Annotated in this window: 13 protein-coding genes and 3 riboswitches; of the genes, 9 read left to right on the top strand and 4 right to left on the bottom strand. The window is 36.5% G+C overall.

What is annotated here, in order from left to right; all coding sequences use genetic code 11:
* The 3 genes from nifH (at window position 1) to OXPF_RS01435 (ending at window position 3045) form a co-directional block, all read left to right on the top strand.
* The gene (gene nifH / locus OXPF_RS01445; protein WP_054873435.1) at window positions 1-879 is read left to right on the top strand and encodes a nitrogenase iron protein; all 879 of its coding nucleotides are present in this window, start codon (window positions 1-3) and stop codon (window positions 877-879) included.
* Window positions 880-1034: 155 nt separating this feature from the next.
* On the top strand, window positions 1035-1481 hold the full coding sequence (locus OXPF_RS01440; RefSeq protein ID WP_054873434.1) for an RrF2 family transcriptional regulator: 447 nt from the start codon (window positions 1035-1037) through the stop codon (window positions 1479-1481).
* 153 nt (window positions 1482-1634) lie between these two features.
* Window positions 1635-1749, top strand: a riboswitch (SAM riboswitch).
* A 144-nt stretch (window positions 1750-1893) separates the two neighbouring features.
* Entirely contained in the window at window positions 1894-3045 is a 1152-nt protein-coding gene (locus tag OXPF_RS01435) for a trans-sulfuration enzyme family protein (protein ID WP_054873433.1), read from the top strand.
* Between the two features lie 66 nt (window positions 3046-3111).
* Here OXPF_RS01435 and OXPF_RS01430 read toward each other — a convergent pair whose 3' ends face one another.
* The 3 genes from OXPF_RS01430 to OXPF_RS01415 all read right to left on the bottom strand — a co-directional run bounded on the left by OXPF_RS01430 (window position 3112) and on the right by OXPF_RS01415 (window position 6604).
* Window positions 3112-4401 carry a homoserine dehydrogenase gene (locus tag OXPF_RS01430; protein ID WP_054873432.1) on the bottom strand — a complete coding sequence of 430 codons (1290 nt, stop codon included), beginning with the start codon at window positions 4399-4401 and terminating at the stop codon, window positions 3112-3114.
* Window positions 4402-4497: 96 nt separating this feature from the next.
* Window positions 4498-4617: riboswitch (SAM riboswitch) on the bottom strand.
* A gap of 98 nt (window positions 4618-4715) precedes the next feature.
* Window positions 4716-5174: a YbaK/EbsC family protein gene (locus OXPF_RS01420; protein ID WP_054873430.1), complete on the bottom strand. Its 459-nt coding sequence runs from the start codon at window positions 5172-5174 to the stop codon at window positions 4716-4718.
* Between the two features lie 143 nt (window positions 5175-5317).
* Entirely contained in the window at window positions 5318-6604 is a 1287-nt protein-coding gene (locus OXPF_RS01415) for a homocysteine synthase (RefSeq protein WP_054873429.1), read from the bottom strand.
* A 107-nt stretch (window positions 6605-6711) separates the two neighbouring features.
* A riboswitch (SAM riboswitch) is annotated at window positions 6712-6829 on the bottom strand.
* A 251-nt stretch (window positions 6830-7080) separates the two neighbouring features.
* Between OXPF_RS01415 and OXPF_RS01410 the strand changes: the two genes are divergently transcribed.
* From OXPF_RS01410 to OXPF_RS01385, 6 genes are all read left to right on the top strand, one after another.
* A complete protein-coding gene (locus tag OXPF_RS01410) occupies window positions 7081-8214 on the top strand; it encodes a cysteine desulfurase family protein (protein WP_054873428.1) in 1134 nt (377 codons plus the stop codon).
* Window position 8215: 1 nt separating this feature from the next.
* A complete protein-coding gene (gene thiI, locus OXPF_RS01405) occupies window positions 8216-9361 on the top strand; it encodes a tRNA uracil 4-sulfurtransferase ThiI (protein WP_054873427.1) in 1146 nt (381 codons plus the stop codon).
* Between the two features lie 91 nt (window positions 9362-9452).
* Window positions 9453-9896, top strand: coding sequence for an RrF2 family transcriptional regulator (locus OXPF_RS01400; protein WP_054873426.1), 444 nt, complete (start codon window positions 9453-9455; stop codon window positions 9894-9896).
* Between the two features lie 91 nt (window positions 9897-9987).
* Entirely contained in the window at window positions 9988-10923 is a 936-nt protein-coding gene (gene cysK, locus OXPF_RS01395) for a cysteine synthase A (RefSeq protein WP_054873425.1), read from the top strand.
* A gap of 1055 nt (window positions 10924-11978) precedes the next feature.
* Window positions 11979-12656, top strand: a complete 678-nt coding sequence (locus OXPF_RS01390) for a ferredoxin-like protein (RefSeq protein ID WP_054873424.1) — start codon at window positions 11979-11981, stop codon at window positions 12654-12656.
* Window positions 12657-12724: 68 nt separating this feature from the next.
* Window positions 12725-14830, top strand: a complete 2106-nt coding sequence (locus OXPF_RS01385; RefSeq protein ID WP_054873423.1) for an aldehyde ferredoxin oxidoreductase — start codon at window positions 12725-12727, stop codon at window positions 14828-14830.
* A 66-nt stretch (window positions 14831-14896) separates the two neighbouring features.
* On the opposite strand, the gene OXPF_RS01380 is transcribed toward OXPF_RS01385, so the two are convergent.
* A complete protein-coding gene (locus OXPF_RS01380; protein ID WP_054873422.1) occupies window positions 14897-15913 on the bottom strand; it encodes an ABC transporter substrate-binding protein in 1017 nt (338 codons plus the stop codon).
* Window positions 15914-15972 lie beyond the last annotated feature (59 nt).

Raw genomic sequence — 15972 nt, 5'->3', positions numbered from 1 at the left:
ATGTCAAAAAAAATTACTCAGATTGCAATCTACGGTAAAGGCGGTATAGGTAAATCCACCACTACTTCAAATTTGTCAGCTGCCCTTTCTAAAATGGGATATAAAGTAATGCAATTCGGATGCGACCCTAAAAGCGATTCTACCAATACCTTAAGGGGCGGCACTTATATACCCACAGTACTTGATACCTTAAGAGAAAAAAGTACGGTAAATGCCCATGACGTAATACATGAGGGCTTTAACGGTGTTTATTGTGTTGAAGCCGGCGGTCCTGCTCCCGGTGTAGGATGCGCAGGACGGGGTATTATAACTGCAGTGGAACTTTTTAAACAGCAGCGTATATTTGAAGAGCTGGATCTTGATTTTGTCATATATGATGTATTGGGAGACGTCGTATGCGGAGGATTTGCCGTACCAATACGGGAAGGAATAGCCGAGCATGTATTTACCGTTTCATCTGCTGATTTTATGGCTATTTATGCTGCAAACAACCTTTTCAAAGGTATAAAAAAATATTCCAATTCAGGCGGTGCACTGCTTGGCGGTGTTATTGCAAATTCCATTAACGCTCCTTATGCAAGGGAAATAGTCGATGATTTTATCACCCAGACTAAAACCCAGGTTGTGGAATATATACCCCGTTCAGTCACGGTTACTCAATGTGAGCTTCAGGGGAAAACCACCATTGAAGCAGCACCGGGTTCAGAACAGGCTAAGGTTTATTTAAGCCTTGCAAATAAAATCGCAAACCACACAGATTCAAAATCACCGGAACCTTTAGGAGTACAGGAACTGAGGGATTGGGCTTCAAAATGGGCGGATTATCTTTTAGCTCTGGAAACAGGAGTTATAAGACCCGAGCTTTCAAGCAATATATAATGCACTATCTATCATTTCATATATGAAAAAATAAATTCCTGACTATGGGGATTGGGTTTTTAGAATTTTCCATGGTGGCTATACTATTGACAAGGATATTTTTTTCAAATATTATCAAATAGATAAAGTATAAGTATGAAATGGAGATTTAACATATGAGGATATCTGTAAAGGGACGTTATGCGATTATCGCTTTGATAAACATGGCTCAATTATATAACAACGGTGAATATATTACGATAATTAGTATTTCAGAAAGGTTAGGGATATCCAAAATATATTTGGAACAGGTTTTCTCACTGCTGAAAAGAGGAGGCTTGGTCAATTCTGTAAAAGGAGCCCAGGGAGGGTATCAGCTTTCCCGGGTGCCTCAGGAAATAACTGTTTATGATATTCTGACAGCAGTGGAACTTACTCTTTTTGAAAGAACGGAAGAGACTGTTTCGCCTGGATTTCCTGAAATTGAAACAGCTTTACGGCGATCAGTTTTCGATCCTCTGGATGATGCGGTTAAAACTGCATTGCAAGGAATAACTTTGTATGATTTAGCAGATGAGATAGAAAAATATAGAACAGATCAAGGATATATGTTTTTCATTTAGTTGTGTATATGTAATGTGTTTTGGGCTGCGCATCAGTTATTAATCAATGCAAAAAGTTTCATTGCGAATTTATATAGAACAGTATTATAGTTAATTCTGCTTGACACATTATATTTATAATGATAACATTAGAAAAATTAAATACTTGAACAATTCTCATCAAGAGAGGCAGAGGGACTGGCCCGATGAAGCCTCGGCAACCTTCAGATTCATTTATCTGAAAAGGTGCCAATTCCTACGCTTGATTAATTTAAGTGGAAGATGAGAGAGGATAGTAACAAAATGGTGGAAATTTATTAACCTCTTTCGTCCATAATTATTGGTGAAGGAGGTTTTTAATTTTATCCAATAAAAACTATAAAAGAATATCAATGATTGAAATAAAATTACAAATATGCAGGAGGAGTTTACTATGAAAGAGGATTATTATTGTATTGATACGCAAGTTGTACATGGATATAAAGGATATGATGAAAAAACAGGAGCCATAAGTTTTCCCATTTATCAGAGTGCTACATTCAGGCATCCTGGTTTGAATCAGAGTACGGGATATGATTATTCAAGGCTTCAAAACCCGACAAGAGAAGAATTGGAAAAAACAATCGCAAAGCTTGAGTCGGGTAAAGAAGGCTTGGCATTCTCAACAGGGATGGCTGCTATAACAGCAATAGCTACCATATTTTCTGCAGGTGATCATATTATTATATCTGATGATCTCTATGGAGGTACTTACAGGCTATTTGAAGAAATATACAAGAAGTATGGAATAGAAACTTCATATCTGAATACCAGTAATTTAGAAACGATGATACAAGGAATAAAAAATAATACAAAGGCGATTTTAATTGAAACCCCATCAAACCCAATGATGAAGGTTACTGATATAGCGGAAGTTGTAAAAACTGCAAAGCAGAAAGGCATACTGACCATAGTAGATAATACATTTTTAACGCCATATTATCAGAAACCTTTAAACTTTGGAGTTGATATAGTAGTACACAGCGGTACTAAATATCTTGGAGGGCATAATGATACGCTGGCGGGATTAATTGTTGTAAATGATGAAGAACTGATTGAAAGGTTCAGGTTTATACAAAAATCCACCGGAGCTGTTTTGTCTCCTTTCGACAGCTGGCTTATACTAAGGGGGATAAAAACTCTTGCGATAAGGATGGATAAACAGCAGAATAATGCCCTTGAGATAGCAAAATGGCTGCATGAAAATAATGAAGTAGAGAAGGTTTATTATGTTGGATTGCCATGGCATGATGAATATCAGGTATCCATTAAACAAGCTACCGGGTTTGGTTCAATGATTTCATTTACAGTAAAGTCTGTGGAAATGGTAGCAAAAATATTAAAAAATGTGAAGGTCATTACTTTTGCGGAAAGCCTGGGGGGAGTAGAAAGTCTTATTACCTATCCTTATGTGCAAACACATGAAGCAATACCGGTAGAAATGCGAAACAGGCTGGGGGTAACAGACAAGCTCTTAAGGTTATCCATAGGTATAGAAAATGTAACTGATTTAATAAAGGATCTTGAACAAGCCATTGGCAGATAAAACAGTCGATTTCTTTGCTGTTAAATAAATAAGCTTATTGCTGTATTTCGCAGCAATAAGCTTATTTTAATATAAATCTTCTATCCTTATTATATTTTCAACTTTATCAACATAATGAATATCCATTATCTTGTTTAAAGCTTTATCTAAATTTGTTTTTGACGTACAGCCGGTCTTTAACGCAAAATAAACAGTATTCTGAGATTCAACGTTTTTAATAATATTTAAAATATTGATATCATTTTCTGCAAATATGGATTTTATTTTATCGAAAACATGGGGAATATTCCCGGCACTAGCCCTGATATAATATGATGATACGACTTCTTCAGCAGAGCAGACCTTCTTTTGAATAGTATCATTTTTAAACAGCCTTTTGAAGGGTAAATCCCTTTTATTTCTCAATATGGATATTATATCTCCCACTACTGCACTGCCGGTTGGCAAATCTCCTGCCCCTCTTCCGTAAAACATCAAGTCCCCTGCGGCATTCCCCTTAATTAGGATTGCATTAAAGGAATCCTTAACATTTGAAAGTGCGTGGAAAGCAGGCACCATTGCCGGATGAACCTTAAGCTCTAATTTATCACCTTTATCCCTGGCAACAGCCAGAAGCTTGATTGCATACCCTAATTCTTGTGCATATTTAATGTCTATTGATTCAATGTTTCGAATTCCTTCTCTGTGGATTGTATTAACATCAATTTTTGTATCAAAAGCAAGGGAAGCTAATATTAAAAGCTTGTATAAAGCATCATAGCCTTCCACATCGGAAGTAGGATCTGCCTCGGCAAGTCCATTTATTTGTGCTTCCTTTAAAGCGTTCTGGAAATTCACTCCATCATCGGCCATCTTAGAAAGAATGTAATTTGTTGTGCCGTTTACAATACCTATAATTTCTTCGATTTTATTGGCAGTAAGACTTTCGGTTATATTTTTAATTATAGGTATACCGCCGCCGACACTTGCTTCAAAACATAGTTGTACCCCTTTTTCATAAGCGGCAGAAAAGAGTTCTTCTCCTGCAGTGGCAATCAGAAGCTTATTTGCTGTAACAATATGCTTTTTATTTTCAATTGATCTTAGTATATAATCTTTGGCAGGGTCCATTCCGCCTAATAATTCTACGACAATCTTTACACTGTTATCATTTAATATATCATCCGGATTTGCAGTCAATATCCCTGGAGGTATTGAAATACTCCTGTCCTTATTAAGGTCTCTGACAAGTATCTTTGAAACTTCTATCTCGTACCCGGAGCGTTTTTTAATTTCTTCAATATTTGTATTTAATATTTTCCATACACCTTTCCCCACATTGCCTAAACCTAATAGTGCTATCCTTACCTTATCCACGATTTAACCTCCAATAATGTCAAATAAAAAAACCTCTTCATCTTTAAAGCTTAGGATGAAAGAGGCTTGGTTATCAGAACCTGAATAAGGCTTCCTCTCTCATCTACCGCTTGGATTTTTAAAATCCAGCGCAGGAGTTGGCACCTTTTCAGATAAATGAACCTGAAGGTTGCCGAGGCTTCATCGGGCCAGTCCCTCTGCCTCTCTTGATGAGAATTGAATAATTCATTTTTAAAATATACTAACATTTAACTTATCATATGTCAAGTTTGATATATGTCATATAAGCAAACCTAAAACGATAACCCTGCACGTTACTGGCATATATCAACCCAAATTGCATCCGTAAGCTCCTGCATAAGTGACGGAGATATCTTTAATGCTGCTGTTTTTGAACCGGCAGCAGGATATACAAATTTAAATTCTTTGATGGAAATATCAAGATAGATTTCGAGTCCATTTTTTAATCCGAAAGGTGTCAACCCTCCTACAGGATGGCCGGTAATATCTGAAACCTCATCGTGCTCAAGCATCTTTGCTTTAATACCAAAGTATTGTTTGAATTTTTTATTGTCTATTCGGCAATTACCGCTCATAACTATCAAAATATTTCTGTCTTTCAGTTTAAATGCAAGTGTCTTGGCAATTAGCCCGGGTTCAACTCCTAAGGTTTTTGAAGCCAAATCCACAGTTGCACCGCTGTCAGAAAGTTCAAATACAGGATCCGGTAAGCTTCTCTCAAGAAAAAATTGTCTTACCTCTTTCGTACCCATACTTACTCCTCTTTTCATTGCTATTTTATATTACAAATAAGGGGGACTCTCCGATAAATAGAATAGTTCCAGAAGAGCCATAATTTTAAATTATATAGAGAGTCCCTTTTAGGTTGTGAAAAAAGTTTTATATAATAATACTATTAGCCTATTTTATTAAGAGCCTGATTTAAATCATATATTAAATCATCAGCATCTTCAATACCTATAGATAATCTGACTTGATCAGGTGTAACACCTGCAGCTTTCTGGTCTTCCTCTGAAAGCTGTGAATGAGTTGTGCTGGCAGGATGGATAACCAGGGATTTCGCATCGGCTACATTTGCAAGGAGTGAGAATATCTCAAGGCTGTCAATAAATTTCTTCCCTTCTTCAATTCCGCCTTTTACACCAAATGTAAATATAGAGCCTGTGCCATTGGGGAAATACTTTTGCGCTAAATCATAGTATTTGTTTCCTTTTATATTGGGATAATTAACCCATGAAACATTAGGGTGGTTCTGTAAAAACTCTACAATTTTCTTTGTATTGGAAATATGTTTTTCCACTCTTAAAGATAAAGTCTCAAGTCCCTGAAGGAAGAGGAATGAATTGAAAGGGCTTAAAGCTGCTCCTGTATCCCTTAAAAGAACTACTCTTGCTTTTAAAATGTAAGCTAATCCTCCGAAGGATTCGGTGTATTTAATTCCATGGTAGCTTGGATCCGGTTCAGTTAATCCGGGGAATTTTCCGCTTGCTGCCCAGTCAAATTTACCTGAATCAACGATTACCCCGCCTATGGATGTTCCGTGTCCGCCAATGAATTTTGTTGCAGAATGAACCACTATATCAGCACCATATTCAATTGGCCTTATCAAATAAGGTGTACCGAAGGTGTTGTCTATAATCAGAGGTATTCCGTTATCGTGAGCTACTTTTGCAACAGCTTCAATGTCGATTAAGTTTATTCCCGGATTGCCTATGGATTCTATATACAAAGCCTTTGTTTTATCATTAATTGCCTTTCTGAAATTATCTGTATCATCTGGATCTACAAATATGGTATCAACGCCGTATTTGGGCAGTGTATATTTAAATAAGTTATATGTTCCGCCATAAAGAGTACTGGCTGATACTATGTTATCTCCTGCCTGGGTAATGTTTAATATTGCATATGTTATGGCTGCAGAACCTGAAGCTACTGCCAGAGCGCCGATTCCGCCCTCTAGGGCAGCTATTCTTTTTTCGAATACATCGGTAGTTGGATTCATTATCCTTGTATAAATGTTGCCAAATTCCTTTAATCCAAAAAGGTTTGCTGCATGCTGGGTATCATTGAATACATAGGAAGTGGTCTGATAAATTGGAACAGCTCTTGAACCTGTAGTTGGATCAGCCTCTTGACCGGCGTGTACCTGCAGGGTGTCAAATTTTAATACTCTTTCGCTCATTATTATCTCTCCTTTTAAATCATTATGTTTTTTATTAATAAAATTAAACCTCTTTCACCTGATCGAGAGGATGAAAGAGGTTGTATATACAAAAATGTAAGTTATCCCTCTCATCTTTCGACCCAAGCTTAACCAGGGCGCAGGAGTTGGCACCTTTCCAGGTAAATGAACCTGTTGGTTGCCGAGGTTTCATTGGGCCAGTCCCTCAACCTCTCTGGATGAGAACATTCTCTATTGAATTTTTTTAATATTAGCATCTTATATTTTCGTTGTCAAGGGCATATTTTCAGCATTTCTTAAGCATAAAAGGCAGTAAAATCCGTAAAGTCATTGAAAATACTATATTAATCCGGTATGATTAGTAGGTTATGAAAATTTAAAATAATAAAATTATTTTTATTGAACAGTATATTTAAAGAATAAACAAATTAATTTATTATATATATTAGGTTATTTGCAATTAAGAGGTGAAATAAATGGAAGTATATTTTGATAACAGCGCCACTACAAAACCTTACGATGAGGTTATAGATACAATGGCTGAGATAATGAGAAACTATTACGGGAACCCTTCTTCTGCCCATTCTTTAGGCTTAATGGCTGAAAAAAAACTCAATGAGGCCAGGGAAGCTATTGCAAAGACTTTGAATGTAAGCGCCAGTGAAATAGTTTTCACTTCGGGCGGCAGTGAAAGCAATAATTTTTTGCTGACTGGGTTTGTTAAAGAAGGGGCTCACGTAATAACAACAAAAACAGAGCATCCCAGCGTATTGAATACTTGTATGGAGATGGAAGGCAGAGGTGTTGAAGTAACTTATCTCAATGTAGACAATGAAGGGAAAATAGATTTAAATGAATTGGAAAAGAGCATAAATAAAAATACCCAGCTAGTAAGTATAATGCATGTAAACAATGAAACCGGCATCATACAGGACATTGAAGCCATAGGAAAGCTTATAAAAGAAAAAAGCAGCAGGGCAAAATTCCACGTAGATGCAGTACAAAGCTATGGTAAGCTTAACATAAACATACAAAGTTCAGGTATCGATCTTTTGTCTGCCAGCGCTCACAAAATACACGGACCCCGCGGCGCGGGAATTGCTTATATAAGAAAAGGCCTTACCCCCAAACCACTTATATATGGAGGCGGGCAGGAGAAAAGGCTGAGGTCCGGCACCGAAAACCTTGCAGCTTATGCCGGATTTGCTAAAGCCGTAGAAATTATATATAAAAATAGAGAGAAAAACTTTGAGCATGTATTGAATATTAAGAAACATTTTCTAAACTCCATAGCATCAATGAAGGGTATAAAAATTAACGGACAGCATATAAATGATTTTTCACCTTATATATTAAGTATATCTTTTATTGGAGTTAGAGGAGAAGTGCTGCTTCATATGCTAGAAGCAGAATCGGTGTTTGTATCAACTGGTTCAGCCTGTGCGGCAAGAGATACTAAAGACAGCTATGTGCTCAAAGCAATAGGATTAAAAAACGAGGAAATAAAAGGAACAATACGCTTCAGCTTCAGTGAATTTAATACATTTAGTGAAGTGGATAAAGCCATAAACGCATTAAGTAAATGCCTTAAATTTTTAAGGAGGGGTTAAAATGAAAGAACTTTTATTATTAAAATATGCCCCGGAAATATTCTTAAAGGGGCTTAACAGAAATACATTTGAAAAGAAGTTGAAGAACAATATTGATAATGCATTGAAGGGTTTGGATTATGAATATGTTACGGATTCCGGAAGGACGCTTCTTTATTCTGAGAACTTTAATGAGATTATTGATAGATTGAAAAAGGTTTTTGGAATCACTGAAATCTGCATAGTTACCCAGGTAGAGGCTGATATGGATTCAATAAAAGCTCAAGCATTTAAAGAGGTTAATGATAGCTTTTGCTCTACCTTTAAAATTGAAACAAACAGGGCTAATAAAAAATTTGTTTTAAATTCCATGGAAGTCAGCAGAGCCGTAGGAGAATATGTGTTAAACAATGTGGATGGTATATCCGTAGATATACACAATCCCAAATGCGTTGTTAATGTGGAAATCAGAGAAAAAGCCTATGTATATTCAAAAAGGATAAAGGCTCAGGGAGGGCTTCCTTATGGAATAAACGGAAGCACATTTTTAATGCTGTCCGGCGGCATAGATTCTCCGGTGGCAGGATATTTAATGGCAAGAAGGGGAGTGGATATAAGCTGCGTATATTACCACAGCCATCCCTATACCAGTGAAAGGGCCAAAGAGAAAGTAAAAGAATTGGCCAGGATATTGAAGGAATATACAGGCCATATGAAGCTATGTGTTGTTCCCTTTACCGATATACAAATGCAGATAATGGAAAAATGCCGAGAGGATGAATTAACTATCATTATGAGAAGATTCATGATGAGAATAGCCTGTGCCTTGGCGGAGAAGTATGGAGTAAATTCCGTAACTACGGGAGAAAGTATAGGTCAGGTTGCAAGCCAGACCATGGAAAGCCTGGTAGTCAGCGACAGTGTATCTGACCGTCCTGTATTCCGTCCTCTTGTGTCAATGGATAAAACAGATATAATGTCTCTGTCAAGACAAATAGGAACTTATGAAACATCAATACTTCCCTATGAGGATTGCTGTACCATTTTCGTGCCAAAACACCCAAAGACAAAGCCAAAACTTTCAGATATTGAAGCATCAGAAGCAGCATTGGATATAGATAATCTTGTTATGCAAGCCATGGAAACAACTGAAATATTTTTTCTATAATATTTCTAATCCATATTGACAATATGCGTAGAAGATTATATTATTATATTAAGCATATAGGATTACTAGGAATTGATTTGGGGTGTCAGTTATGAAAATTTCTACAAAGGGAAGATACGGGTTGCGTGCAATGCTGGATTTGGCGGTAAATTCTCTTGGAGATCAGGTTGCATTAAAAAGCATTGCACAAAGGCAAGGCATTTCAGAGAATTATCTGGAACAGGTTTTTTCTTCTCTCAGAAAAGCCGGCCTTGTAAAAAGTATAAAAGGTGCTCAGGGTGGGTATATACTTGGGAAAAGTTCTTCAGATATCACCATTGGAGAGATATTAAGAACCCTTGAAGGCAGCCTGTCTATTATAGATGATAAGAGCAAAAGTAATACTGAAGATAAATTTGAATATATTATTTCAAGCAATGTGTGGGAGAAAGTGGACAGTTGTATAGATGATATAGTCAATTCGGTAAAGTTGGAAGATTTGGTTATAGAATATAAAAAGATTACGGATAATTCATCTTTTATATATTATATTTAAAATATAATATATAAAAATTTATATAAAAACCAACTAATCATATTGGAATAGTTAAAAATTAAGAATATATAAATATACGGAGGGATATAAAATGGCGAAAATAGCAAAGAATTTGACAGAACTTATTGGTAATACACCACTTTTAGAACTGGGTAATTATGGCAGCAGCGTAGGAGCAGAGGCAACAATTTTAGCAAAGCTTGAATACTTTAATCCCGGCGGCAGCGTAAAGGACAGAATAGGTTATTCAATGATTAAAGACGCCGAGGATAAGGGGCTCTTAAATAAGGATTCTGTAATTATAGAACCCACCAGCGGTAATACAGGAATTGCACTTGCGTTTGTTGCAGCAGCAAGAGGTTATAGGATTATTCTTACCATGCCTGAGACTATGAGTACAGAGAGAAGAAGCCTCCTTAAAGCTCTTGGAGCAGAACTTGTATTGACTCCCGGATCCCAGGGTATGGGCGGTGCTATAAAAAAAGCTGAAGAATTGACAGCCGAAACTCCAAATTCATATATGCCCCAACAGTTTAAAAATCCTGCTAATCCCGAAATCCATAGAAAGACTACCGCAGAGGAAATATGGAATGATACTGACGGAAAGGTGGATATATTTGTAGGGGGTGTAGGAACAGGCGGGACCATAACGGGTGTAGGCGAAGTGTTAAAACAGAAAAATCCGAATATCAAAATAGTAGCAGTTGAGCCGAATGATTCACCTGTTCTTTCAGGAGGTAATCCAGGACCCCATAAAATACAGGGTATAGGTGCTGGATTTGTGCCTGATGTGTTGAATAAGGAAATTGCAGATGAAATATTCAAGGTAAAAAACGAAGAAGCCTTTGAAACTTCAAAGAAGCTGTCAAAAGCAGAAGGGCTTTTAGTGGGAATATCATCAGGAGCAGCAGCATTCGCTGCCACAGAGATTGCCAAGAGGCCGGAAAACAAAGGAAAAACAATTGTTGTGCTGCTCCCGGATACCGGTGAAAGATATTTATCAACAGATTTGTTTAAAGAAGTTTAATTTAAATAAAAAAATCTGCCTGAGTTATCAGGCAGATTTTTTTATTTAAAATTATCATGGAGACAATTTTATAATTAATGAAATGCTGCAAATTATAATTTAGCAGTTAATAAATATAGTTATTTTTTATTTATAATTGTGTTTAATTCTTTATTTCATATGCTAATTTTGTATAAACAGTCAGTCAATCGTCTTTATAAACATGTCATATGGCCAGTAAAAAACAATTTTTTAACAAATGTTAATAAAAAGTCAATATAAAAATAAATAATACCATAATTTAGAATTAATACCATAAAACACATATATAATACTATAATAAATGGAAAATTATATTGATTAATAATTAAGAATGTGATATATTTAACTTGAGTTTTAAAGAAAAATAGAAATTGGTTCGGATAAAGAGGTATCCGAATATAAAGGAAAATCTTGATGAATAACATATTAATAGGAATTTAAAAATCGAAATGTTTAATTTCCAAAAAACGAGCAAATAAGCGGAAATTATGGCGTAACCACTGAGCTTTTGATGGCAGATTAGTAAATTTAATGTTTTATAATTTTTAAAATATGTATTCATAATTATCATTTAACCTTTACTAATCTAAAAGTTTGCAGTATTAATAACTTTTAGATTTTTTTATCTGTAGGTAAAGTTAGTTAAATAACTAACTTTAAAATAATGGAAATTAAACTGCGGCATCACTTATATCTTTGGCTGAAATAATGCTTCTTTAACCTTGTTATACTCGATTCTGCAAAATAACTTATCATTAATTCGAATTTTTATGCAAAAGTATAAATTATGATTGTATCCTAGCTTGAATCTTTTGGATGTGAACTTCAGTATGGTCTTCGATGTAAATTATTTATTGGATAACTTCCCATAGTCATGTTGCTTAATTTGCTTATGCCTTATTGCTGTATATAAAATTATTTAATTCCGGAAGGGGGTATGGCCGAAGGAAAATTAAAGCCAGTTTAAGACTGAGGCAATACGATAGAAAAATATTTCGTATTACAACAAATTTAATTAAGAAGGGAGAGCTATCATGTTAGAAAGAGAGATTCAAAGTTTTCTGGAACAGTTAAGGACCAGAAGAGAATTCTTAAAAATCAGTGGGAAGGGTATCTCAACAATGGCTGTAACAGCCACAGTGCTTAATTTACTTGGATGCGGAAACAATCAATCAGGTAATCAGGCAACACCTACAGCTACTGTTACTGTAACTCCTAAAGGAATATTAATTGCTCAGAGAAACAGGTGTGTAGGATGTCTAAAGTGTGAAACTATATGCTCAATCAAGAATAATGGAAAGTCCAGTCCATATATTTCAAGAGTAAAGGTCGCAAGAAACTACCATTATGGATTGACAATGGCAGCAGACTATAACAAAGGTGAAGGTGATTATGGCAACTTCCTGATGACTCAGGAAACATGCAGGCAGTGCAAAGATCCTCAATGTATGGCGCAATGTCCTGTAAAAGCAATTGCTTACAGTGAAACAACAGGAACATGGACAGTTGATGAAGAAAAATGCATAGGCTGCGGTACTTGCACCAAAGCATGTCCATGGCATATGCCTACAGTGGATCCTGAAACGGAAAAGTCTTCAAAATGCATTTTGTGCGGTGCATGTGCAGAGCATTGCCCGGCAGGAGCACTGCAAATAATGCCCTGGAAAGAAGTTACAGTAATGCTTAAAAAGAAAGGCTATAGCATAGCATAGTAGAAATTTAGACTCATACTGTAACCATAAATATTTATATTATTTTTTTATGGATAGGAGGAAAAATAATGGCTAAAGTTACCGGATGGACAGGTAAATTGTTGAGAGTAAACTTAAGCACAGGAAGTATTTCTACTCAAGACTCTATGAAATATAAGGATTTAGTAGGTGGAGCCGGATTTGGATATAAAATTTTATTTGATGAGGTTCCCCCGGGGACAAAGGCTTTAGACGAGGCTAATAAAATTGTAATTGCTGTTGGTCCCTTTACAGGAACCGGTGTACCCAGCAGCGGAAGAACCAATATAACTACATTATCGCCTACTAACCCATATCATGCTGCTACAGACGGCCACATGGGCGGAAACTTCGGACCGTGGATGAAATTTGCAGGATATGATGGCATAGTAATTGAAGGAGCGTCAAAAACACCTGTATGGATTCGCATAGAAGATGATAAAGTTTCAATAGAAGATGCTTCTAATCTCTGGGGCAAAGGCACTCGTGATACATCAGCTGAGATTGCAAAAATAATGGGAAAGGAAGCATGCGTTGCAGCTATCGGACAAGCAGGCGAAAATTTGATTAATTTGTCGTCTGTAGTAAATTCCAACAGCCATTCAGCAGGAGGTCAAGGTGCGGTATTCGGTTCTAAAAAGCTTAAAGCAATAGGCGTTAAGGGCACAAAGGCAATTCCTATAGCTGAAGGCAAAGCTGAAGAATGGCTAAAGCTCAATGATTATTTTATGAAGGAAATCGTCGGTGCCAACAACCAGCACGTTGTTCCAAGCACCCCGCAGCCCTGGGCTGAATACAGCAATCCATCGACACGCTGGACTGCTCAAAAAGACTTATTCTGGGGAGCAGCTGAGCCTCCGGTAGAAACAGGGGAATGCCCTCCTGGAAATACCAACTGGGTTGGACTTCGTACTCAGAAAGGTTTCTTTGATTTAGGACCAATCGCTGAGGAAAGAACAATCAGAATGGATGGATGTTACTCATGTCCCATTCGCTGCCATTCAGATATGTTAGTTCCTGAACTTGAGAAATATGGTTTGTCAGGTTATGCTACAAGTACTTGTGCTAACTATGGCTGCCATTCGGGTGTTATGGTCAAAGGTACAGCTGATGGAGATTCAAAGGGAATGGATATGTTCATAGTAAAAACTCTTGGAGCAAGATTGGTTGATGATTATGGCATCTGGAGCAACTACATGCAGTTGGGAAGAGACTTTAAATATTGCTATGATCATGGTGTATTCAAAGAAAAGCTTCCTAAAGAAGAGTATGATAGCATACCATGGGACTTGTTGGAAAAAGGTGACCCTGCTTTCTTGTTGGACTTTTATAAGAGAATAGCTCTAAAGCAAGGTGAATTCTATCATATAGCAGACGGACCCTACTGGCTTGATAAATACTGGAATCTGGGAGAAGAATACTGGGCGTATAAGGGTAATAACCTCTGGTCAAAAATGGGATATGCAAAGCATCACAGCAATGAAGCGGGCTCTCATGTTGGAACTTTGGTTAATGTATTTAAAAATAGGGATGCTAACTCCCATACTCATATGAACTTCATAGGCGCTGGACTTCCCATAGAAATTCTGAAAGAAGTTGCTGGCGAGATATTCGGTTCTCCGGATGCGTTGGATAAACCCAACGATTATACTCCTATGAATGTATATAAAGCTAAATTTGCTAAATGGTCAATGGATAGAAACTTCCTCCACGATTCAATAACATTATGTAACTATACATGGCCAATGGCAGTTTCACCGTCAAAATCTAGAAATTACAGAGGTGATACGGCTCTTGAAGCAAAGTTCTTCACTTTAGCTACAGGAGTTGAAACCTCTGAAGCAGATCTCGACCTTGTTGGCGAAAGAATAACTACATTAAGTAGAGCCGATACAATCATGAGAATGGGAACTGTAAACCTGCGCAAAGAGCATGATGCAATTCCTGAGTGGGTATTTACTGCTGATCCTGATAAGAAAGCTTATACTCCTGGAACAGTTAAACTTGATAAGAAGGATACCGAAGAAGCACTCACTCTGTTATATAAAGAATATGGCTGGGATGAAAAGACAGGAGCACCTACAAGAGCTTGTCTTGAAAAACTTGGCTTGAAGGATGTAGCAGATAAATTAGAATCGCTTAAATTACTCCCCTAATAAATAAATTGCTGTATTAAATAGTATGAAAAGAGACCTGTCAATTAGACAGGTCTCTTTTCATTGTTATTTATAATAAAAATTATCATCAGGAAGCTTAGCATTAATGATATCTATAGACGTTGTTTTTAAAAGCTCATTAAAAAACTCTTCTATGTCCTTTTTACTCTCTTTCGGGGATACAAACTTTAAATTTGCATATTCAAGAGATTCGAATATTTCCTGTTCCTCATATTCCGGGAAATATTCAATAGCAATATGTTTCATCTCAGATGTATTGGAGTTTATCCATTTTGTACCTTCCCTAAATTTATTTAAAAACTCCATTACCATTTCTTCGTTTTCTATTGTATCACCAACTGCAATCAGAGCTTCTATAGGTATTTTTTTGCCGGGTTTGCCGGTCAGTTTATACCAATATTCCTCAAGGGATAGTCGTTTTTTTATATCAAATCCGTCTTTTCTGAAATAATAATAATTTGTATATGTCAATATGGAAGCGGAGTCATTTACATCCGAGACGGAATATAAAATTTCTCCGGCGGAGAGCTTGTTTGAAATATCAGCTTCATTCATATATGTTATCTTGAGATTAATATCTGGATTCAATCCGTTTCCAATCAATATATGCCTTAATATAAGGTCAGGAAGACAGCCTTCTTTTGATACGGCAATTTCTTTATCCCTCAAATCCTGTATATCATTGAGGAATTTGTCGCTGCTTATAACATAAGGTGCACCCCATAGAGTAACTCCAAGAAGCCTTACGTTTACTCCCTTATTATAAATCTTGATGGCTTCTGTGATGGGGGCTATCATAAAATGTACTTGATTTGATACTGCCATTTGGTTTAGCTCATCATTGGATGAATAGGGTATGAGCTGGGTTTCGACAGCAAAATCCTGCATTGAATTATTTTTTATCATATACATAAGCGGGTAACTTGACGGGCTTTGGGGGACAGCGACAGATATTTTAACTGCATTTTCATTGAATCCAGTTTTGGCGTTGCAGCTGCACAAAGAAACAAAAGTAAATACAATGCAAAATACTATATAAACAATTTTAAAAATACTTTTCATGGTACACACTCCCGGAATAAAAATTCCTCCCGCAGGAGGATTTTTATAATAATAATTTT

It is taken from the genome of Oxobacter pfennigii, from assembly GCF_001317355.1.
GTDB classification, from domain to species: Bacteria; Bacillota; Clostridia; order Clostridiales; family Oxobacteraceae; genus Oxobacter; species Oxobacter pfennigii.
The sequence above is the reverse complement of the archived record's forward strand: the minus strand, read 5'-3'. Positions and strand labels throughout refer to the sequence as shown.